This is a genomic window from Pseudomonas shiyinii (assembly GCF_056725765.1).
On sequence record NZ_CM161522.1, the window covers coordinates 4,588,396 to 4,609,389 of the forward strand.

Sequence of the window (20,994 nt, forward strand, 5' to 3'; positions counted from 1 at the left end):
ACCCTCAAAACCATAAAAAGGGCCGTCGAAACGGCCCAAAATCCCTGCTATGGCAAGAGCATTGCAACGAAGGATCCTAACGATTCGGCTGCGGGGTCAGACGCAGGTAGGGTTTGACCGCCCGGTACCCTTTGGGGAAGCGCTGCTTGATTTCGTCCTCGTCCTTGAGCGACGGCACGATTACCACTTCATCGCCATCCTGCCAGTTCGCTGGCGTGGCCACCTTGTGGTTGTCGGTCAATTGCAGCGAGTCGATCACCCGCAGGATTTCGTTGAAGTTGCGCCCGGTGCTCGCCGGGTAGGTGATGGTCAGGCGCACCTTCTTGTTCGGGTCGATGACGAACAGCGAGCGCACCGTCAGGGTGTCGCTGGCGTTGGGGTGGATCAGGTCGTACAGGTCGGAGACCTTCCGGTCGGCGTCGGCGAGGATCGGGAAGTTGACCACGGTGTTCTGGGTCTCGTTGATGTCGTCGATCCAGCGGGTATGCGAGTCGACCGGGTCCACCGACAGGGCGATGGCCTTGACGCCACGCTTGGCGAATTCGTCCTTGAGCTTGGCGGTCAGGCCCAGCTCGGTGGTGCACACCGGGGTGAAGTCGGCCGGGTGGGAAAACAGCACGCCCCAGCTGTTGCCCAGCCACTCGTGGAAACGGATGTTGCCGGCGCTGGAATCCTGTTCGAAATCGGGGGCGATGTCGCCGAGTTTCAGGCTCATGGGTGGGCTCCTGGGCTGTGTCTGGTCTATGGGTTCACTGTGCCTGCTCATTCATAAAAATAAAAAGAATAAATACTGATTTATTTATTACTGAAATGCATATCTGATGTCAGTCACAAAAAAGCCTCGCGCTAGGCGAGGCTTCTTTTCGACTACGGCTTACAGGAAGTTGTAAGTGTAGTTCACGATGAAGCGAGTCTGGTCCTGGTCGTTCGCCGATCCCGAACCGGTACCACGGTAGACACCTTGGCGCAGGCTGAAGCCCAGGCCTTTGAGGGTGCCTTCCTGCAGCACATAATCGATACGTGCGTCACGCTCCCATTCGCTGAAGGTGCCATGGCCATTGGTGCTGCGGCCATCCTCGCCACGCAAGTAGGCCACGGACGCCTTCAGGCCCGGTACGCCCAGACGCGCGAAGTCGTAGGAGTACTGGCCGAAGGTGGTGTTCTCACCTGCCTTGGCGAACTGGTTGATCATGCTGTCGGTGAACAGGTAGAAGCTAGAACCGCCCGCGCCTTCATCAACCAAGCTGCCTTGGTTCAGCCATACGAAACCGCCATCGTCGCTGACCTGCTGATGACCGAGCATCAGAGAGTGGGCACCGAGGGTGTAGGTGAACATGGCCGACCAGGTCTTGTTATCAACCTCGCCAGGGTTCTTGGCGTAGCCATTGTTGTTCTTGAACTCGTAACCCGCTTCGCCGTTGCGGCCATCCTTGCTGCTGTCGAAGTAGCGCAGGTCGGTCTTGAACGACTGGTCGTCAGCGATCTGGAACACGTGTGTCGCGCCCAGGAAGTGCTGTTTGTAGAAGTCTTCGAGGTTGGAGTAGTAGTACTGCAGGGTCAGGTCCTTGGTGACCTTCCAGTCAGCACCGGCGTAACGGAACTTGTTGCTTTCCTGGGTAGCGCCCTGGACAGAGAGACCGGTACGGTTGCTCGAGGCACGGCCCATCGCATGGGTCAGCTGGCCGGCGTTGATGGTCAGGTTGTCGATTTCCTTCGAGGTGATGGTGCCACCCTCGAAGGTCTGCGGCAGCAGTCGACCATCGTTGGAGACCAGGATCGGCAGGTTCGGTGCCAGTGCGCTACCGAAGTGCGCCTCGGTCTTGGAGAAGCGGGCCTTGGCGTTGGCGCCAAAGCGCGCCCACTGGCTCGCGGAGCCGTCGCCATCGTCAGGGAAGAAGCCACCCTTGTGATAACCCTGGCCACCATCCAGATGGATGCCCCACAGCGCTTGAGCATCGACACCAAAGCCCACAGTACCTTCGGTGAAGCCCGAAATGTAGTCGAGCTTGAAGCCCTGGCCGGATTCACGCTGGTCCGGGCGAGGATCGCTATGGGCTTCACGATTGTCATTGTTGAAGTACATGGTGCGCGAGCTGAGGGACAGCTTGCTGTCCTCGACGAACCCTGCAGCACCTGCTTGTTGGGCGAGAACCCCCAGTGCCACGGCCAGAGCCAGGCTGGACTTGTACATGTTTTGCTCCTCTACGTTCTAATTTTTATGCGTCTCAGGTGGCAGGGTCTGACGCCCTGCTCACCGGGATGGGCCGATTTAGCACCAACCCATGTCCGCCAAGTCAATCGTTACAAACCGTTTCGCGACTAAGGTCTAAGACGCCGTCTGCGCAAACAGGATAATGACAATCCTATAAATCCAAAATGACTGTTTTATGAATTTCTAAGACTTTTAGGGAATATCTTTGGAACCATTACAGCCAAAAGTTGTATCGGCAAGGTGATTTCATTCCTTTAGGTTATTTGCAAACGTTTGCCTATAGGCGCCTTCCACCTCCCGCAAAATCGAAAAAGCCTAGCAGCTGGTCAGGATTTCGCCATCGCGCTCAGCCGGCTGCACGTCGGTACGATTCATTTGCCTCCTAAGCTAATGACCAAAAGTTATTTATTTTTGATTTCTTAGATCAATTAGTCTCCTCGTCATTCAAGCCCCATTGCCTGACGAGGAGTTCACCCATGACCCCGCACACTCCGCTGCGCCTGTTCGCTGCCCTGACCCTCGCCAGCACCAGCTGGTTGGCCCAGGCTGCCGACCTGACGGTGGCCTACCAGACCACCGTCGACCCGGCCAAGGTCGCCCAGGTCGACGGCACCTACGAGAAAGCCAGCCAGGCCAGCATCGACTGGCGCAAGTTCGACAACGGCGCCGATGTGATCACCGCCGTCGCCTCCGGCGACGTGCAGATCGGCTACCTGGGCCCCAGCCCCCTGGCCGCCGCCGCCACTCGCAAGCTGCCAGTGGAAACCTTCCTGATCGCCACCCAGATCGGCGCTGGCGAGGCCTTGGTGGCCCGCGACAGCATCAAGACCCCGCAAGACCTGGTCGGCAAGAAAGTCGCCGTGCCGTTCGTATCCACCGGGCACTACAGCCTGCTGGCGGCGCTCAAGCAGTGGAACATCGACCCAGCCAAGGTACAGATCCTCAACCTCGCGCCGCCGGCGATCATCGCCGCCTGGAAGCGTGGCGACATCGATGCCACCTACGTCTGGGACCCGGCCCTGGGCGTGGCCAAGGAAAACGGCAAGGTGCTGATCACCTCCGGCGAGCTGGCCGGCAAGGGTGCGCCGACCTTCGATGCATGGATCGTGCGCAAGGACTTCGCCGCCAAGCACCCCGACATCGTCAAATCGTTCGCCAAAGTCACCCTCGACGCCTACGCCGACTACCGCAAGGACCCGAACGCCTGGCTGGCCAACCCGGACAACGTCAGCAAGCTGGCCAAGCTGTCGGGCGCCAAGCCTGCGGATATCCCGGTGCTGCTGCAGGGCAACGTGTACCCGCTGGCAGCCGACCAGGCCAGTGCCCTGGGCGCGCCGACCACCCAGGCGCTGACCGACACCGCCACTTTCCTCAAGCAGCAAGGCAAGGTCGAAGCAGTGCTGCCGGACTACTCGCCGTACGTCAGCGCGCAATACCTGCCCAACTGAACACGGGGGCCGCTGTGCGGCCAATCGCGGGACAAGCCCGCTCCTACAAAGATCACCGCAAAACCTCCCGCGATTAGGGTGTGCCGCGGTCCTGATCAACAGCAGTATTCACGACGGAGCCTGCCATGGCCTTGCTCGAGCTGGAGCGCATCAGCGCACAGTACCCCGGCACCGACGCCCCGGTGCTGGCCGACATCAACCTGAGCCTCGGGCCACGCCAGTTGCTGGTGGCCCTGGGCCCTTCCGGCAGCGGCAAGACCTCGCTGCTCAACCTCATCGCCGGCTTCGTCGCCCCCAGCGCAGGCCGCATCACCCTTGACGGCAAGCCGGTCGAAGGCCCCGGTGCCGAACGCGGCGTGGTGTTCCAGGACGATGCCCTGCTGCCCTGGCAGGACGTGCTGGGCAACGTCGCCTTCGGCCTGGAACTGGCTGGTATGCCTCGCGCCCAGCGCGAAGCCAAGGCCCGCGAGCTGCTGGCGCTGGTCGACCTCGCAGGCTTCGGCGACCGCCACATCTGGCAGCTCTCCGGCGGCCAGAAGCAACGCGTAGGCCTGGCCCGGGCGCTGGCGGCAGACCCGCGGGTGCTGCTGATGGACGAACCCTTCGGCGCCCTCGACGCGTTCACCCGTGAGCAGATGCAGGAACTGCTGCTGCAGGTCTGGCAGCGCACGGCCAAGCCCGTGTTGCTGATCACCCATGACATCGAGGAAGCCGTGTTCCTGGCCAGCGAATTGGTGTTGCTGGCCCCCAACCCAGGGCGGGTGGTCGAGCGCCTGCAGCTGGATTTCGGGCAGCGCTACGCCGCCGGCGAATCGGCGCGGGCGATCAAGTCCGACCCACGTTTCATCGAGACCCGCGAGCACGTGCTGGCGCGGGTGTTTTCCCAACGCGACGCCGCCCGTCGGCAGGAGCCCGCATGAGCAGCCTGGACCTGCCGGTCAGCGACAAGCCTGTCGCCCGGCCAACCGTCACACCCAACGCACGCCGCCCGCTGCCCACCCGCTGGATCAGCGCCCTGACCCTCGCCACCCTGTTGCTGGCCTGGTGGCTGGTGACGGCGGCCGGCTGGATCGAGCCGCTGTTCCTACCCTCGCCTGCCGACATCCTGGCCAAGGCCTGGGCCCTGCTCACCCAGGGCTACATGGACGCGAGCCTCTGGCAACATCTGGGCGCCAGCCTCGGGCGCATCGGCCTGGCCCTGGCTGCCGCCATCCTCAGCGCCATTCCGATCGGCATCGCCATCGGCCACAACCGCGTGGCCCGGGGCATCCTCGACCCGCTGATCGAGTTCTACCGGCCGATCCCACCGCTGGCCTACCTGCCGTTGATCGTGATCTGGTGCGGCATCGGCGAGCTGTCGAAGGTGTTGCTGATCTACCTGGCCATCTTCGCCCCGATCGCCATCGCCACCGCCACCGGTGTGCGCACGGTCGACCCGGCCAAGCTGCGCGCCGCGCAGTCCCTGGGCGCGACCCGAGCCCAGCTGGTTCGCCACGTGATCCTGCCCAGCGCACTGCCCGACATCCTGACCGGCATCCGCATCGGCCTGGGCGTCGGCTGGTCGACCCTGGTGGCCGCCGAGCTGATCGCCGCCACCAGCGGCCTGGGCTTCATGGTGCAGTCGGCGGCGCAGTTCCTGGTCACCGACGTGGTGGTGCTGGGCATCCTGCTGATCGCCCTGATCGCCTTCGCCCTGGAAATGGGCCTGCGCGCCCTGCAACGCAAGCTGGTGCCCTGGCATGGGCAGAGCCACTGACCCGGTTTACCCGCGCAAAAGCCACCACCCGATCTGACCGACCGGCACACACCCTTCAAGCGAGACCGACATGAGCCTGACCATCACCCCCCTGAGCCCCGCGCTCGGCGCCCAGATCAGCGGCGTGGACCTGAGCCGCGACATCACCCTCGAGCAACGCGACGCCATCGAGCAGGCGCTGCTCAGGCACCAGGTGCTGTTCTTCCGCGACCAACCGATCACACCTGCGCAGCAGGCCAGGTTCGCAGCCCAGTTCGGCGACCTGCACATCCACCCGATCTACCCCAACGTGCCGGAAACGCCCCAGGTATTGATCTTGGATACGGCGGTCACCGACGTCCGCGACAACGCCGTGTGGCACACCGACGTGACCTTTTTGCCGACACCTGCCCTGGGCGCGGTGCTCAGTGCCAAACAATTGCCGGCCTTCGGTGGCGACACCCTCTGGGCCAGCGGTATCGCGGCCTTCGAGGCGCTGTCGGCGCCGCTGCGGGAGATGCTCGACGGCCTCACCGCGACCCATGATTTCACCAAGTCATTCCCACTGGAGCGCTTCGGCACCACCGCCGAAGACCTGGCGCGCTGGGAGGCCACCCGACGCAACAACCCGCCACTGTCGCACCCGGTGGTGCGCACCCATCCGGTCAGCGGGCGCAAGGCGTTGTTCGTCAACGAAGGGTTCACCACGCGGATCAATGAATTGAACGAGCAGGAAAGCGAGGCGCTGCTCAAGCTGCTGTTCGCCCATGCCACGCGGCCGGAGTTCAGCATTCGCTGGAGATGGCAGGAGAATGACGTGGCGTTCTGGGACAACCGCGTGACCCAGCATTTCGCGGTGGACGACTACCGGCCGAACCGGCGGGTGATGCATCGGGCGACCATCCTGGGGGATGCGCCGTTCTGATGGGAGCGGGAGGCCTGCGGCCTCCTTTCGCGGCACAAGGCCGCTCCTACAGGCGATCGCGGTCTTTTGTAGGAGCGGGCTTGTCCCGCGATTGGGCTGCAGCGCAGCCCCAGCGATCTAGCGGACCAGATGCAGGAACTGCATGTGCCGCTCGTACTGGTCGAGGATGTCGTTGATGATCTGCTCCTTGCTGTAGCCCACCAGGTCGTAGTTCTGGCTACCTTCGGCCAGGTGCACCTCGGCACGGTAGTAACGGCGGTTCTTCAACTCCTGGGTGCCCAGCCCGCCCAGGGCGAACGAAGGCGTGAAGTAGCCGCGCATCTGCACCTGGTAGATGAACGGCTGTTCCTCGCCCAGGCCGATCTTCAGGCTGACGTTGTCGTGGCTGGGGTCGTCCTGGGTGATCAGGTTCACCCCTTTTTGCATGAACACCTCGCTCACCTCGCCGATGGCCGGGCGCACCACGTCGTCCATGAAGCGGTACACCTCGTCGCGCGATGGGAAGTGCACCGCCTGGCTCAGGCGCTGGCGCCAGCCACCACGGCCACGGCGCGACACGGCGAACGGCGCCAGCGAATGCATCTGCGCGATCTGCCGCTGGGACTCCAGGTAGAACGCCTTGTGCAGCCCCCACATCATGCACAGCAGGATCAGCGAGAACGGCAGCGAGGTCAGCACCACCGCCGACTTCAGCGAATCGATGCTGCCGGCGAACAGCAGGCCGATGGTCACCAGCGCGGTCATCGCGCCCCAGAAGATGCGCAGCCAGTTCGGGCCGTCCTCATCGGCCTCGCCACCCTTGGCCGACAGGGTCGAGAGCACCACGGTGCCAGAGTCGGCGGAGGTGACGAAGAACACGAAGCTGATGAACACCGTCACCGCGATCACCGCCTTGCTCCACGGATAGGTTTCCAGCAGCAGGTAAAGGCTCATCGACGGGTTTTCCAAAGCCGACTGGCCGAGGGCGGTCAGGCCATGGTCGAGCACCTGGGTCATGGCGCTGTTGCCGAAGATAGACATCCACGCCAGGGTGAAGCCCAGCGGGATGAGCAGCACGCCGAAGACGAATTCACGGATGGTGCGCCCGCGGGAGATACGCGCGATGAACAGGCCAACGAACGGCGCCCAGGCAATCCACCAGGCCCAGTAGAACACGGTCCAGCCGCCGAGCCAGTCGCGGTTCTCGCCGTAGGCATACACATCGAAGGTCTTGCGCGGCAAGGCACCGAGGTAATCGCCCAGGTTCTGGATCAGGGTATTGAACAGGTGCTGGGTAGGGCCTGCGAACAACACGAACAAGAGCAGCGCACAAGCCAGGAACAGGTTGATGTCGCTCATCACCCGCACGCCCTTCTCCACCCCGGCGACCGCCACGGCCACCGCGGCGCCCATCATCAGGGTAATGAGGATCACCTGCACCCACTGGCTGTGGCTGATACCGAACAGGTAGTCCAGGCCCGCGTTCAGGTGCAGTACGCCAAAGCCCATGTCGGCGCCCAGGCCGAACACCGTGGCGATGATGCCGAAGCCGTCCACCGCGTAGCCGATCGGGCCATTGATGCGCTTGCCGATCAGTGGGTACAGGGCCGAGCGCAGCGCCAGCGGCAAGTTATGCCGGTAGGCGAAGTAGGCCAGGGCCATGCCGACGAAGGCGAACACGCCCCAGCCGTGCAGGCCCCAATGCAGGAACAGCAGCTCCATCGCCTGGCGCCCGGCCTCCACCGTGCCGCCTTCGCCCTGGGGCGGCTGCATCATGTGGGTCAGCGGTTCGGAGACACAGAAGAAGAACAGGGTGATGCTGATGCCGGCGGCGAACAGCATGCCGGCCCAGGACAGGTAGCTGAACTCGGGCTCGTCGTGGTCGGCACCGAGCTTGATCTTGCCGTAGCCGGACAAGGCGGTGACCACCACGAAGACCAGGTACAGGGTCATGGCCAGCATGTAGTACCAGCCCACGGTATTGGCCGCCCAGTTCTGCGCCGCGAGCAGCCACTCGCCTGCTGCGGTGGGGTTGGCGATGACCACCAGGCCGAAGATGAGGATGAAACTTGCCGCGAAATAGAACACCGGGGGGTTCATGCGGATCTTGCCATTGGCAAGTGAGGGTGTCGGTGCACTCATGAGGTGTGCACCTCGTGGAGCGGTGAAAGGTTCGGATTGAACGGGTTCAGCAAAGGGGGGCCTCCTGTTGAACACCGGCAATGGACCAGCGTTTTACTTTGAACAAGCGTTCAAGTTAAACATGGATCGGCGTTCAATGCGACCTTGCCCGACCGTTGAACCTCAAGCCGCAATCGCGGGACAAGCCCGCTCCCACAGGATCTTCACTGCGCTCAAGCACAGCGCCTTCCCTGTGGGAGCGGGCTTGTCCCGCGATTGCGTCGGCACAGCCAACCCTTGAGGCCCAGGCTTACTTTTGCCCCTCGCATTCCAGTTGCAGATTCGCCTGGGTGATGTTGCTCTCGGCAGGCACGCTGCGGGTCAACCAGACATTGCCGCCGATGGTCGAGCCCTTGCCGATGGTGATGCGCCCCAGGATGGTCGCGCCCGCATAGATCACCACATCGTCCTCGACGATCGGATGGCGCGGCTCGCCCTTGTGCAGCATGCCGGTCTCGTCCGCCGGAAAGCGCTTGGCGCCCAGGGTCACGGCCTGGTAGATGCGCACCCGCTCGCCGATGATCGCCGTCTCGCCGATCACCACACCGGTGCCATGGTCGATGAAGAAGCTCGGGCCGATCTGCGCGCCAGGGTGGATATCGATGCCGGTGGCCGAATGGGCCAGCTCTGAACTGATCCGCGCCAGCAGCGGCAGGCCAGCCTGGTACAGGTGATGGGCCAGGCGGTGGTGGATGATGGCCAGGATACCGGGGTAGCACAGCAGCACCTCGTCGACGCTGCGCGCCGCCGGGTCGCCCTGGTAGGCGGCCAGTACGTCGGTATCGAGCAGCACGCGCAACCCCGGCAAGGCGGCGGCGAAGCCCTGGATCAGGTGCAGGGCATGGGCGTCGACATCCGTCACCTCGGCCTTGCCCTGGCGCGCAGCGTAGCGCAGCTCCAGGCGTGCCTGGGCCAGCAATGCCGTCAGCGCGGCGTCCAGCGTATGGCCGACATAGAAGTCCTCGCTCTCTTCACGCAGGTCCACCGGCCCCAGGCGCATGGGAAACAATGCCCCGCACAATTGCTCGAGGATGTGCCGCATGGCCTCGCGCGACGGTAGCTCGCGCCCGCCCTGCTCGCCGCTGCTGCGGCCGTTGCGGGTTCGCCATTGTTCGCGGGCACTGCGCAAGTCACTGACGATACCCTGCAGTTGCCAACGGCCTGTGGATGGATGTTCGCTCACGGTGTTCTCCTGGCTCGGCGGCTTGTTGGAAAGCCTCTTTGGGGAATGACGCCGCCGGTGCGATCCACTCTACGGCAAATCCGTCTCTTGGAAAAAACAACGCTTTATTCCATCCTGCGCTAAGTCGGGTATAAGCAGACGACGAACTGACGTTCGTGGCCTACCCTCAAAGGCTGCCGAACCCTCGACAAAACACAGAAAAGAAATAACAAAATAAGTTTTTATTATTTCCAGGCCTAATAAGCCCACCCCTATAGTCGCCACCCACTACTTCCACAACAAGCGCGGGGCCCAGCCATGACCAGATTCACCAAGCCACTTCTCAACGCCAGCCTTGCCCTCCTGCTGGGCACCGGCCTGTTCAGCCAGGCCTTCGCCGGCGAGCAGCTGAAGAACATCCAGGAAAAAGGCAGCATCAGCATCGGCCTGGAAGGCACCTACCCGCCGTTCAGCTTCGTCGATGAAGACGGCAAGCTCGCCGGCTTCGAAGTGGAGCTTTCCGAGCTCCTGGCCAAGGAGCTGGGCGTCAAGGCCAAGATCCAGCCGACCAAGTGGGATGGCATCCTCGCCGCGCTCGAGTCCAAGCGCCTGGACGTGGTGGTCAACCAAGTCACCATTTCCGATGAGCGCAAGAAGAAGTACGACTTCTCTGAGCCCTACACCATCTCCGGCATCCAGGCCCTGATCCTGAAGAAGAAGGCCGAGCAGCTGAACATCAAGACCGCGCAGGACCTGGCCGGTAAGAAAGTCGGCGTGGGCCTGGGCACCAACTACGAGCAGTGGGTGAAGAAAGACGTCCCGCAAGCTGACGTGCGCACCTACGAAGACGACCCGAGCAAGTTCGCCGACCTGCGCAATGGCCGCATCGATGCGATCCTGATCGACCGCCTGGCCGCCCTGGAGTACGCGCAGAAAGCCAAGGACACCCAGCTCGCCGGCGAGGCCTTCTCGCGCCTGGAGTCGGGCGTGGCCCTGCGCAAGGGCGAGCCTGAGCTGCTCGAGGCGATCAACAAGGCGCTGGACAAGCTCAAGGCTGATGGCTCCCTGGCCAAGCTGTCCGAGAAATACTTCGGTGCCGACGTCACCAAATGATCGCCGAAAGCCTGCAACTCGTCATCGACTCCACGCCCTTCCTGTTGAAGGGCGCTGGCTACACAGTGCTGCTCAGTGTCGGCGGCATGTTCTTCGGGCTGGTCCTGGGCTTTGCCCTGGCCTTGATGCGCCTGTCGAAGATCCTGCCGCTGAACTGGCTGGCCAGGATTTATGTGTCGTTCTTCCGCGGCACGCCGCTGCTGGTGCAACTGTTCGTCATCTACTTCGGCATGCCGCAGATCGGTATCGAGCTCGACCCGATACCGGCGTCACTGATCGGCCTGTCGCTGAACATGGCGGCGTACATCTGTGAAATCCTGCGCGCGGCGATCTCCTCGATCGACCGTGGCCAATGGGAAGCCGCCGCCAGCATCGGCATGACCCGCACCCAGGCCATGCGCCGGGCAATCCTACCCCAGGCCATGCGCACGGCCTTGCCGCCGCTGGGCAACAGCTTCATCTCGCTGGTCAAGGACACCGCCCTGGCAGCGACCATCCAGGTGCCGGAGCTGTTCCGCCAGGCCCAGCTGATCACCGCACGGACCTTCGAGGTCTTCACCATGTACCTGGCCGTTGCCGTGATCTACTGGGTCCTGTGCAGCATCCTCGCGCACTTCCAGAACCGCATGGAAGCGCGGGTCAACCAGCATGACCAGGAGCACTGAAGATGATCGCAGTACAAGGCCTGACCAAGCAGTTCAAGGGCCACACCGTGCTCGACGGTATCGACCTGACGGTCCAGCCCGGCGAGGTGGTGGCCATCATCGGCCCCAGCGGTTCGGGCAAGACCACCTTCCTGCGCTGCCTCAACCTGCTGGAGACGCCTGACGCCGGGCGCATCCAGATCGGTGACATCAGCATCGACGCCAACCGCCCGCTGGGCAGCCAGCAAGGTGCGATCCGCCGCCTGCGCCAGCAGGCCGGGTTCGTGTTCCAGAACTTCAACCTGTTCCCCCACCGCTCGGCGCTGGAGAACGTCATCGAAGGGCCGGTGATCGTCAAGAAGACGCCCCGCGACCAAGCCATCGAACTGGGTCGACGGCTGCTGGCCAAGGTCGGCCTGGCCGGCAAGGAAGACGCCTACCCACGGCGCCTGTCCGGCGGGCAGCAACAACGGGTGGCCATCGCCCGGGCCCTGGCCATGGAGCCGGAGGTAATCCTCTTCGACGAACCGACCTCGGCACTCGACCCCGAGCTGGTCGGCGAGGTGCTGGAGACCATCCGCGGCCTTGCCGAGGAGAAGCGCACCATGATCATCGTCACCCACGAGATGAGCTTCGCCCGGGACGTGGCCAACCGGGTGATCTTCTTCGACAAGGGTGTGATCGTGGAGCAGGGCGAAGCCAAGGCACTGTTCGCCAACCCCAGGGAAGAGCGCACGCGGCAGTTCCTGCGCAAGTTTCTGGGTACAGCGGCAGGCTGAGTTTTCAACGTTCTACTGAATGACGCAATCGCCGGCAAGCCGGCTCCCACACGGGCTGTGCCGAACCCTGTGGGAGCCGGCTCGCCGGCGATTGCGCAATGCTCGGCCAACAAGATGCAAACTTCTATATATAGTCCAAAAAGTTAGTTCATAAAGTTTTTATAAGCGCATACGGTATATAGACCGGACCACCGGACCAGCAAATGTCTGTCGCCACCGGCGACGTTTTCAACTTTGTGAGGTAAGGAATGGTCAGGTCCACCAGCGATCTCGACAGCTCGCCCCTGTTGCTGCCGGCCACGGTACTGCAAAACGACGCCCAGGCCCTGCAAGCGGCCCGCGAACTGGCACATACCGCCCGCCAGCAGGCCGCGCGCCGCGACCAGCAGCGCAAGCTGCCATGGACGGAAATCGAACAGTTCACCCGCAGCGGCCTGGGCAGCATCAGCATCCCCAAGGCCCATGGCGGCCCCGAGGTCTCCTTCGAGACCATCGCCGAAGTCTTCCGCCTGATCAGCGCCGCCGACCCGGCCCTGGGGCAGATTCCGCAAAACCACTTCGGCATCATCCAACTGCTACGCCTGACCGCCACCGAGGCCCAGCAGGCGGTGCTCTTTCGCTCCGTGCTCGACGGCTGGCGCATCGGCAACGCCGGGCCTGAGCGTGCCACCAAGGACACCCTGACCCTCAAGGCACGGATCACCCGCGACGGCGATCGCTATCGCATCAGCGGTGAGAAGTTCTACTCCACCGGCGCCCTGTTCGCCCACTGGGTGGCAGTCAAGGCTCTGGACGATGAAGGCCGCCAGCGCCTGGCGTTCGTACGCCGGGGCAGCCCAGGGCTGCGGATCGTCGATGACTGGTCTGGCTTCGGCCAGCGCACCACGGCCAGCGGCACCGTCCTGCTCGACCAGGTGCCGGTCGAAGCCGACCTGGTGATCGACAGCTGGCGCCTGCGCGAGGTGCCCAGCACCCAGGGCGCCGCCTCGCAATTGATCCAGGCGGCCATCGATGCCGGCATCGCCGAAGCGGCCATCGAGGATGCCATCAGCTTCGTGCGGGAAAAATCCCGCCCGTGGATCGAGGCCAAGGTAGAGCGCGCCAGCGACGACCCTTACGTGATCGCCGACATCGGCCGCTTGAAGCTCGAACTGCATGCCGCCCAGGCCCTGCTGTGCAAGGCTGCGCGCGTGCTCGACGAAATCAATGCCGGCCCGGTGGACGAGGACGGCGCGGCACGAGCCTCGATCGCCGTGGCCGAGGCCAAGGTGCTGACCACCGAGGTCGCGTTGCAGGCGAGCGAGAAGCTGTTCGAACTGGCCGGCAGCCGTGCCACCCTCGCCGAGTTCAACCTCGACCGGCACTGGCGCAACGCCCGCGTGCACACCTTGCATGACCCAGTGCGCTGGAAATACCACGCCGTGGGTGCCTGGCACCTGAACGGCACACGCCCTGCGCGGCATTCCTGGATCTGATTGGCGAGCCCTGGGGCTGCTACGCAGCCCTTTCGCGGCGCAAGGCCGCTCCTGCAGGGGTATGCGTTCTCCTGTAGGAGCGGGCTTGCCCCGCGAAAGGGGCGCGAAGCGGCCCCGGCGCTCCCACTGGAGAAACACATGAACGCATTGACCACGCCCAAACCGGCGCTCATCACCTCCGACGCCCAGGCCCTGGCCGTCGCCGAGGACATCGCCCACTACCTGCACCGCGACAGCGCCCTGCGCGACCGCGAGCGCCGCCTGCCTCACGCTGAACTCGACCTGTTCACCCGTTCTGGCCTGTGGGCCATCAGCGTACCCAAGGCCTTCGGCGGTGCAGGTGTGTCCAACGTCACCCTGGCCAAGGTCGTGGCCCGTATTGCCCAGGGCGACGCCGCCCTGGGGCAGATCCCGCAGAATCATTTCTATGCCCTGGAAGTGCTCCGCGTGAACGGCACCCTGCATCAGCAGCAGCGCCTCTATGCCGAGGTACTGGCTGGCCAGCGCTTCGGCAATGCCTTGGCAGAACTGGGTACCCGCACCGCCCACGATCGCACCACCCGCCTGATACGCGAGGGCGACAGCCTGCGCATCGAGGGCCGCAAGTTCTATGCGACCGGCGCGCTGTACGCCCAGCGTATCCCCACCTCGGTGGTGGATGAAGACGGCGTGCAACACCTGGTGTTCGTGCCTGCCGACAGCCCCGGCCTGAAGGTGATCGACGACTGGAGCGGTTTCGGCCAGCGCACCACCGGCAGTGGTTCGGTGGTGTTCGACAACGTGCCCGTGCGCAGCGAAGATGTCGTGCCCTTCCAGAGCGCCTTCGAGCGCCCCACCCCGGTCGGCCCCCTGGCGCAGATCCTTCATGCCGCCATCGACACCGGCATCGCCCGCGCCGCACTCGACGACGCCCTGCACTTCGTGCGTACACGCAGCCGACCGTGGATCGACGCCGGCCTGGACAAGGCCAGCGATGACCCGTTGACGTTGAAGAGCTTCGGCCACCTCGCCATCCGCCTGCACGCGGCCGAAGCGCTGCTGGAGCGGGCCGGCGAATACCTCGACCGGGCCCGCGACGACAGCAGTGCCGACAATGTCGCGGCCGCCTCCATCGCCGTGGCCGAGGCCCGGGCGATCAGTACGGAGATTTCCCTCGCCGCCGGCAGCACCTTGTTCGAGCTGGCCGGCAGCCAGGCCACCCTGGCCGAGCACAACCTCGACCGCCACTGGCGCAACGCCCGGGTACATACCTTGCACGACCCGGTGCGCTGGAAGTACCACGCCATCGGCAACTACTACCTCAACGGGGAAAACCCGCCACGTCGAGGGACCATCTGATGGCCAGGCACATCCTGCTCAATGCTTTCAACATGAACTGCGTCGGGCATATCAACCATGGTCTGTGGACCCACCCTCGGGACACCTCGACCCAATACAAGACCCTGGCCTACTGGACCGACCTGGCACGCCTGCTCGAGCGCGGGCTGTTCGACGGCCTGTTCATTGCCGACATCGTCGGCACCTACGATGTCTACGGGCAGTCCGTTGACGTGCCCCTGAAAGAGTCCGTCCAGCTGCCGGTCAACGACCCGTTGCTGCTGGTCTCGGCCATGGCTGCCGTCACCGAGCATCTGGGCTTCGGCGTCACCGCCAACCTCACCTACGAAGCGCCCTACCTGTTCGCCCGGCGCCTGTCGACGCTCGACCACCTGAGCGGCGGCCGGGTCGGCTGGAACATCGTCACCGGTTACCTGGACAGCGCCGCCCGGGCCATGGGCCTGGCGCGACAACCCGAGCACGATCGGCGCTACGACCAGGCCGACGAATACCTGCAGGTGCTGTACAAGCTGCTCGAAGGCAGCTGGGAGGACGATGCAGTGGTCGTTGACCGCGAACGCCGGGTCTATGCCCAGCCGGACAAGGTGCACAAGGTCCGCCACCATGGCGAGTTCTACAAGGTCGAGGGCTACCACCTGTGCGAACCCTCGCCCCAGCGCACCCCGGTGCTGTTCCAGGCCGGCAGCTCGCCCCGTGGCCTGGCCTTCGCCGGGCACCACGCCGAATGCGTGTTCATCGGTGGCCAGAGCCAGGAAGCCACCCGCGCCCAGGTCGACAACGTGCGCGCCGCAGCCAGGGCCGCGGGCCGCGACCCACAGGCGATCAAGGTCTTCCTGGGCATCACGGTGATCGTTGCACCTACCGAGGCCGAGGCCCACGCCAAGCATGCCGAGTATCTGCGCCATGCCAGCGCAGAAGCAGGCGTGGCGCATTTCGCCAGCTCCACCGGCATCGATTTCGCCGCCTACGGGCTCGACGAGCCGATCGGTTTCGCCAAGGGCAACGCCATCCAATCCGCCACCCGCCAGTTGCAAGACAGCGCCTGGACCCGCCGCCGCCTGCTGCAGCAACACGCCCTGGGCGGGCGCTACGTGACCTTGGTCGGCGCACCTGGGCAGGTCGCCGAGCAGTTGATCGACTGGATCGACCAGACCGGCCTGGACGGTTTCAACCTGACCCGTACCGTCACTCCGGAGAGCTACGAGGACTTCATCGACCTGGTGATACCCGAGCTGCAACGTCGCGGCCGCTACAAGACCGCCTACGCACAGGGCACTTTGCGTCAGAAGCTGTTCCAGGCAAGCCACCCCCACCTGCCCGCCGACCACCCCGGCGCCACCTACCGCACCCCCACCACCCCGACTGGAGCCCTGCACCATGCTTGAGAAACTGTTCCGGCCCGTCGCGGCCGCTGCCCTGTCCCTGGGTATCGTCACCGGCGCACTCGGCGCCGAACCCCTGAAGATCGGCACCACCGCCGCCTTCGCCATTCCACTGGAAGCAGCCGTGGAGGAGGCGCACAAGCAGGGCCTGGAGGTGAAGCTGATCGAGTTCAGCGACTGGATCGCGCCCAATGTCAGCCTGCAGAGCGGTGACATCGACGTGAACTACTTCCAGCACATTCCCTTCCTCGAGAACGCCAAGGCCGCCGCCGGTTTCGACCTGGTGCCCTACGCCCCAGGCATCATCAACAACGTCGGGCTGTACTCGAAGCAGTACAAGCAATTCAGCGAACTGCCCGAGGGCGCCAGCGTGGCCATCGCAAACGATCCGATCAACAGCGGCCGCGGGCTGCAACTGCTGGCCAAGGCCGGGTTGATCACGCTCAAGCCGGGCGTGGGTTACAAGGCGACCGAGGAAGACATCATCGCCAACCCGAAGAAACTGAAGATCCTCCAGGTGGAGGCGGTGCAGCTGGTGCGGGCCTATGACGACGCCGACCTGGTCCAGGGCTATCCGGCCTATATCCGCCTGGCCAATAGTTTCGACGCCACCTCGGCACTGCTGTTCGACGGCCTGGAGAACAAGGAGTACGTGATCCAGTTCGTCATTCGCCCGCAGAGCAAGGACGACCCGCGCCTGGCGAAGTTCGTCGATATCTACCAGCACTCGCCGGCGGTGCGCGCAGCCCTGGACAAGGCCCATGGCAGCCTCTACCAGGCCGGCTGGGAGGGTTGAGATGAGCAGCGCCAACGCCCTCGGGGCGCCCCTTTCGAACCTTTCGCCGCCCCTGGCCCGCCAGCAGGCTCTACGCCCGGAGGTCAACGAAGCCCACGTCCGCTTCATCGGCCTGGGCAAGACCTACCCAGGGCAGGACCAGCCCGCCCTGCACGGCATCGACCTGAACATCCGCCGCGGCGAGATCTTCGGCATCATCGGCCGCAGCGGTGCCGGCAAGTCGTCCTTGCTGCGCACCATCAACCGCCTGGAACAGCCCAGCCAGGGCCGGGTGTTGATCGACCAGGTGGACATCGCCGCGTTCGACGAACAGCGGCTGGTCGCCCTGCGCCGGCGCATCGGCATGATCTTCCAGCACTTCAACCTGATGTCGGCCAAGACGGTCTGGCAGAACATCGAGTTGCCCCTGAAGGTGGCCAGCGTGCCTCAGGCCGAGCGCCACCGCAAGGTGCGTGAACTGCTGGAGCTGGTGGGCCTGGCGCACAAGCACGACGTATACCCGGGGCAACTGTCCGGCGGGCAAAAACAGCGTGTCGGCATCGCCCGCGCGCTGGTGCACGACCCCGAGATCTTGTTGTGCGACGAAGCCACCTCGGCCCTGGACCCGGAAACCACCGCCTCGATCCTCGAGCTGTTGCGCGACATCAACCAGCGCCTGGGCCTGACTGTGGTGCTGATCACCCATGAAATGGCCGTGATCCGCGATATTTGCCACCGGGTCGTGGTACTCGAACGCGGCGAGGTGGTCGAGCAGGGCGAAGTCTGGCGGGTATTCGGCACACCCCGGCACGAGGTGACCCGAACCCTGCTGGCACCCTTGCAAGCCAGGCTGCCTGCCGCGCTGCAGGCCAGCCTACGCCCGGAGCCTGGGAAAGGCGCTGCCGTGGTGCTGCGCCTGAGCCTGCTGGGCGAGCCGGCGCTGTCGGACCTGTTCGCCGATCTCGGCGGCCGGGTGCGCCTGCTCCAAGGCGGCATCGAGACCATCGGCGCCCATGCCCTGGGGCAATTGATCCTGTCGGTGCAAGGCTCGCCCCATGAGGTGTCGCACTTGCTCGAACGTGCCCGCAGCTGGGCCGAGGACGCGGAGGTACTGGGCTATGTGGTTTGATCGCCTGCTCGAAGGCTTGCTCGATACCTTGCTGATGGTGGGTGTGTCATCGCTGGTTGCCCTGCTGGTCGGCGTCCCGATGGCGGTGTTCCTGGTGACCAGCGACAAGGGCGGAATCTTCGAGGCACCGACGTTGAACCGCACGCTGGGCGCCATCGTCAACCTGTTCCGCTCGATCCCGTTCCTGATCCTGATGGTCGCGCTGATCCCCTTCACCCGCCTGGTGGTCGGCACCACCTACGGTGTGTGGGCCGCGGTGGTACCCCTGACCATCGCCGCCACGCCGTTCTTCGCCCGTATCGCCGAGGTGAGCCTGCGCGAGGTCGACCATGGCTTGGTGGAGGCCGCCCAGGCCATGGGCTGCCGGCGCTGGCACATCGTCTGGCATGTGCTGCTGCCCGAGGCGCTGCCGGGTATCGTCGGTGGCTTCACCATCACCCTGGTGACGCTGATCAACTCCTCGGCCATGGCCGGCGCCATTGGTGCCGGTGGGCTGGGCGATATCGCCTACCGGTATGGGTACCAGCGATTCGACAGCCAGATCATGCTGACCGTGATCGCCATGCTGGTGGCGCTGGTCGCGGTGATCCAGCTGGGTGGCGACCGGCTGGCCAAGAGGTTGAACAAGCGTTAGGTCACTTGGAACCACTATGTGGGAGCGGGCTTGTCCCGCGATTGGGCCGGGCCCGATATCACCGTCGCCTGGCAAGGGCTTCGCCCGTGATCGCGGGACAAGCCCGCTCCCACAGGGGGCAAGCATCGGCCGCTTGTTCTCTGCGCGGCAGCGCAGTCGATCGCGTTCAACCCCAGCGCAAGTCGCCCGCCGGCACGGGTCGCCCGAACCAATACCCTTGCCCCACATCGCACTGCTGTTCCAACAGGAACCGTGCCTGCTCGGCCTGTTCGATCCCTTCGGCATGCACCTGCATACCCATGCTTCGGGCCAGGGCGATGATCACCCGCACGATGGCGATGTCGTCCTCGTCCTCAGGCAGCCCGGCGACGAAGCCCTGGTCGATCTTGAGCTTCTGCACCGGCAGGCGCTTGAGCCGCAGCAACGACGAGTAGCCGGTTCCAAAGTCGTCGATGGCCAGGTTCAGCCCCAGCTCACGCAGCCGGTGCAGCTGTTCGAGCGCCACTTCCGGGTCCTCCATCACCGCGCTCTCGGTGACTTCCAACTCCAGCAGCGCCGGATCCAGCCCGGTGTCATGCAGCACCTCGGCCACCTGCCGGTACAGCTCCCGCTGGCCAAACAGCCGGGCGGAGATGTTCACCGCAACGAAGCGCAACTGGCGCCCTTCACGCTGCCACTGCACCATCTGCCGGCACGACTGGCGCAGCACCCAGGCATCGATCTCGGCGATCAGGCCGGTACGCTCGGCGATGGGAATGAACTCCCCCGGCGACACCAGCCCACGGGTGGGGTGCTCCCAGCGTACCAGCGCCTCGACGCCGACCAGCTGCCCGCTGAACAGGTCGTGCACCGGCTGGTAGAACACCCGCAGCTCCTGGTGCTCGAGGGCCCTGCGCAGCTCACCGGCGGTCTCGACCCGGTGCTGGGCATGGGCCGTCAGCTCTTCGGTGTACAACGCATAGCAGGCACGGCCGTTGTGCTTGGCCTTGCCCAGTGCCGCGTCCGCGTTGCGCAGCAGTTGCGCAGCGCTCTGTGCATCGCTGGGGAACAGGCTGATACCGATACTGACACCTACGAACAAGCGCTGGTCATCGAACACGAACGGCTCGCGCATCTGCTCCAACAGGGTCTGGGCCAAGGTCGCTGCCTGCCCCACCTGCTCGCAGCCCTCGGCCAGCACACCGAATTCGTCACCGCCCAGACGCGCCAGTGTCACACCACTGCCCACGGTTTCGCGCAGGCGCTCGCCCACCAGCTTGAGCAACTGGTCGCCCACGGTATGACCGAGGCCATCGTTGATGCTCTGGAAATGGTCGAGGTCCAGCAGCAGCAACGCGCAGCCGCGCTTGCTGGCCTGGGCATTGGCCAGGGCTTGCTCGGCACGGTCGCTGAACAGCAGGCGGTTGGGCAGGCCCGTCAGCGGGTCGTGGTGCGCCAGGTAGGCCAGCTCCTGTTCGGAGTGCTTGATCGCACTGATGTCGCTGAACACTGCCACATAGTGGCTGAGGGCACCGCTGTCGTCGCGGATGGCACAGATGGTCTGCCATTGCGGGTAGATTTCACCGCTCTTGCGCCGGTTCCAGATCTCCCCGCTCCACTCGCCCTTTTCCGCCAGCGCGGCATAGATCTGCTGATAGAACCCCGCGCCATGGCGGCCGGACTTGAACTTGCTCGGGCGCTGGCCGATCACTTCGTCCCGGCTGTAGCCGGTGATGCGCATGAAGGCACGGTTGACGTGCACGATCAGGCCACTGCTGTCGGTCACCAGCACGCCTTCGAGGGTACTGTCGAATACCGCAGCGGCCATGCGCAGGCGTTCGCGGTCCTCGCTGCGCAGGCGGGCGCCGATGCCAATGAATTTGAGCAGGCGGGCCCGCGAGACGAAGATCAGCGCGGCGCTGACCAGCATCCACACGAATACGTTGGCCATGCGCCCTGCCGCCAGCAACTGCGGGTCCAGGAACAAACCCTGCAACACGTGCTCGGACGCCACCAGCCAAAGCATCGAGAACACCAGGTACAACGCAGCCATGCGCAAGGCGTCGCGAACGGAAACAGACATGTCGGGTGGGTAAGCCCATGA

Annotated in this window: 18 protein-coding genes; 13 read left to right on the top strand and 5 right to left on the bottom strand. The window is 64.5% G+C overall.

The window, feature by feature from the left end:
* Positions 1–76 precede the first annotated feature (76 nt).
* Both ACXHGZ_RS20725 and ACXHGZ_RS20730 read right to left on the bottom strand, forming a co-directional pair.
* Positions 77–715 carry a peroxiredoxin gene (locus ACXHGZ_RS20725; RefSeq protein WP_480461303.1) on the bottom strand — a complete coding sequence of 213 codons (639 nt, stop codon included), beginning with the start codon at positions 713–715 and terminating at the stop codon, positions 77–79.
* Between the two features lie 159 nt (positions 716–874).
* Positions 875–2,191: an OprD family porin gene (locus tag ACXHGZ_RS20730; RefSeq protein WP_196155507.1), complete on the bottom strand. Its 1,317-nt coding sequence runs from the start codon at positions 2,189–2,191 to the stop codon at positions 875–877.
* A 497-nt stretch (positions 2,192–2,688) separates the two neighbouring features.
* On the opposite strand from ACXHGZ_RS20730, the gene tauA reads away from it, so the two are divergent.
* The 4 genes from tauA (at position 2,689) to tauD (ending at position 6,320) form a co-directional block, all read left to right on the top strand.
* A complete protein-coding gene (tauA, locus tag ACXHGZ_RS20735) occupies positions 2,689–3,660 on the top strand; it encodes a taurine ABC transporter substrate-binding protein (protein WP_480461305.1) in 972 nt (323 codons plus the stop codon).
* 125 nt (positions 3,661–3,785) lie between these two features.
* Positions 3,786–4,580 carry a taurine ABC transporter ATP-binding subunit gene (gene tauB, locus ACXHGZ_RS20740; RefSeq protein ID WP_480461306.1) on the top strand — a complete coding sequence of 265 codons (795 nt, stop codon included), beginning with the start codon at positions 3,786–3,788 and terminating at the stop codon, positions 4,578–4,580.
* Positions 4,577–5,416, top strand: coding sequence for a taurine ABC transporter permease TauC (gene tauC, locus ACXHGZ_RS20745; RefSeq protein WP_480461307.1), 840 nt, complete (start codon positions 4,577–4,579; stop codon positions 5,414–5,416). The genes tauB and tauC overlap by 4 nt, the downstream gene beginning before the upstream one ends.
* A 70-nt stretch (positions 5,417–5,486) precedes the next feature.
* Positions 5,487–6,320 (top strand): taurine dioxygenase, encoded by an 834-nt coding sequence (gene tauD, locus ACXHGZ_RS20750; RefSeq protein ID WP_480461308.1) that lies wholly within the window; start codon positions 5,487–5,489, stop codon positions 6,318–6,320.
* 117 nt (positions 6,321–6,437) lie between these two features.
* Here tauD and betT read toward each other — a convergent pair whose 3' ends face one another.
* Both betT and epsC read right to left on the bottom strand, forming a co-directional pair.
* On the bottom strand, positions 6,438–8,399 hold the full coding sequence (betT, locus tag ACXHGZ_RS20755) for a choline transporter BetT (protein ID WP_172402935.1): 1,962 nt from the start codon (positions 8,397–8,399) through the stop codon (positions 6,438–6,440).
* A gap of 331 nt (positions 8,400–8,730) precedes the next feature.
* Positions 8,731–9,663 carry a serine O-acetyltransferase EpsC gene (gene epsC, locus ACXHGZ_RS20760; protein ID WP_084853643.1) on the bottom strand — a complete coding sequence of 311 codons (933 nt, stop codon included), beginning with the start codon at positions 9,661–9,663 and terminating at the stop codon, positions 8,731–8,733.
* 297 nt (positions 9,664–9,960) lie between these two features.
* On the opposite strand from epsC, the gene tcyJ reads away from it, so the two are divergent.
* The 9 genes from tcyJ to ACXHGZ_RS20805 all read left to right on the top strand — a co-directional run bounded on the left by tcyJ (position 9,961) and on the right by ACXHGZ_RS20805 (position 18,911).
* The gene (tcyJ, locus tag ACXHGZ_RS20765; protein WP_324819156.1) at positions 9,961–10,755 is read left to right on the top strand and encodes a cystine ABC transporter substrate-binding protein; all 795 of its coding nucleotides are present in this window, start codon (positions 9,961–9,963) and stop codon (positions 10,753–10,755) included.
* Complete coding sequence (tcyL, locus tag ACXHGZ_RS20770) at positions 10,752–11,420, top strand: cystine ABC transporter permease (RefSeq protein ID WP_084853640.1); 669 nt, start codon at positions 10,752–10,754, stop codon at positions 11,418–11,420. Before tcyJ ends, tcyL begins: the two co-directional genes overlap by 4 nt.
* 2 nt (positions 11,421–11,422) lie before the next feature.
* The gene (tcyN, locus tag ACXHGZ_RS20775) at positions 11,423–12,178 is read left to right on the top strand and encodes an L-cystine ABC transporter ATP-binding protein TcyN (RefSeq protein WP_084853639.1); all 756 of its coding nucleotides are present in this window, start codon (positions 11,423–11,425) and stop codon (positions 12,176–12,178) included.
* 248 nt (positions 12,179–12,426) lie between these two features.
* On the top strand, positions 12,427–13,653 hold the full coding sequence (locus ACXHGZ_RS20780) for an SfnB family sulfur acquisition oxidoreductase (RefSeq protein WP_480461309.1): 1,227 nt from the start codon (positions 12,427–12,429) through the stop codon (positions 13,651–13,653).
* Positions 13,654–13,791: 138 nt separating this feature from the next.
* The gene (locus tag ACXHGZ_RS20785) at positions 13,792–14,991 is read left to right on the top strand and encodes an SfnB family sulfur acquisition oxidoreductase (protein WP_480461311.1); all 1,200 of its coding nucleotides are present in this window, start codon (positions 13,792–13,794) and stop codon (positions 14,989–14,991) included.
* On the top strand, positions 14,991–16,376 hold the full coding sequence (locus ACXHGZ_RS20790; RefSeq protein WP_480461313.1) for an LLM class flavin-dependent oxidoreductase: 1,386 nt from the start codon (positions 14,991–14,993) through the stop codon (positions 16,374–16,376). The genes ACXHGZ_RS20785 and ACXHGZ_RS20790 overlap by 1 nt, the downstream gene beginning before the upstream one ends.
* Positions 16,369–17,169, top strand: coding sequence for a MetQ/NlpA family ABC transporter substrate-binding protein (locus tag ACXHGZ_RS20795; protein ID WP_480461315.1), 801 nt, complete (start codon positions 16,369–16,371; stop codon positions 17,167–17,169). Before ACXHGZ_RS20790 ends, ACXHGZ_RS20795 begins: the two co-directional genes overlap by 8 nt.
* Before the next feature lies 1 nt (position 17,170).
* Positions 17,171–18,277 (top strand): methionine ABC transporter ATP-binding protein, encoded by a 1,107-nt coding sequence (locus ACXHGZ_RS20800; protein WP_480461316.1) that lies wholly within the window; start codon positions 17,171–17,173, stop codon positions 18,275–18,277.
* On the top strand, positions 18,267–18,911 hold the full coding sequence (locus tag ACXHGZ_RS20805) for a methionine ABC transporter permease (RefSeq protein ID WP_480461317.1): 645 nt from the start codon (positions 18,267–18,269) through the stop codon (positions 18,909–18,911). Before ACXHGZ_RS20800 ends, ACXHGZ_RS20805 begins: the two co-directional genes overlap by 11 nt.
* Positions 18,912–19,077: 166 nt before the next feature.
* On the opposite strand, the gene dibA is transcribed toward ACXHGZ_RS20805, so the two are convergent.
* Positions 19,078–20,973 carry a phosphodiesterase DibA gene (gene dibA / locus ACXHGZ_RS20810; RefSeq protein WP_480461319.1) on the bottom strand — a complete coding sequence of 632 codons (1,896 nt, stop codon included), beginning with the start codon at positions 20,971–20,973 and terminating at the stop codon, positions 19,078–19,080.
* Between the last annotated feature and the right edge of the window lie 21 nt (positions 20,974–20,994).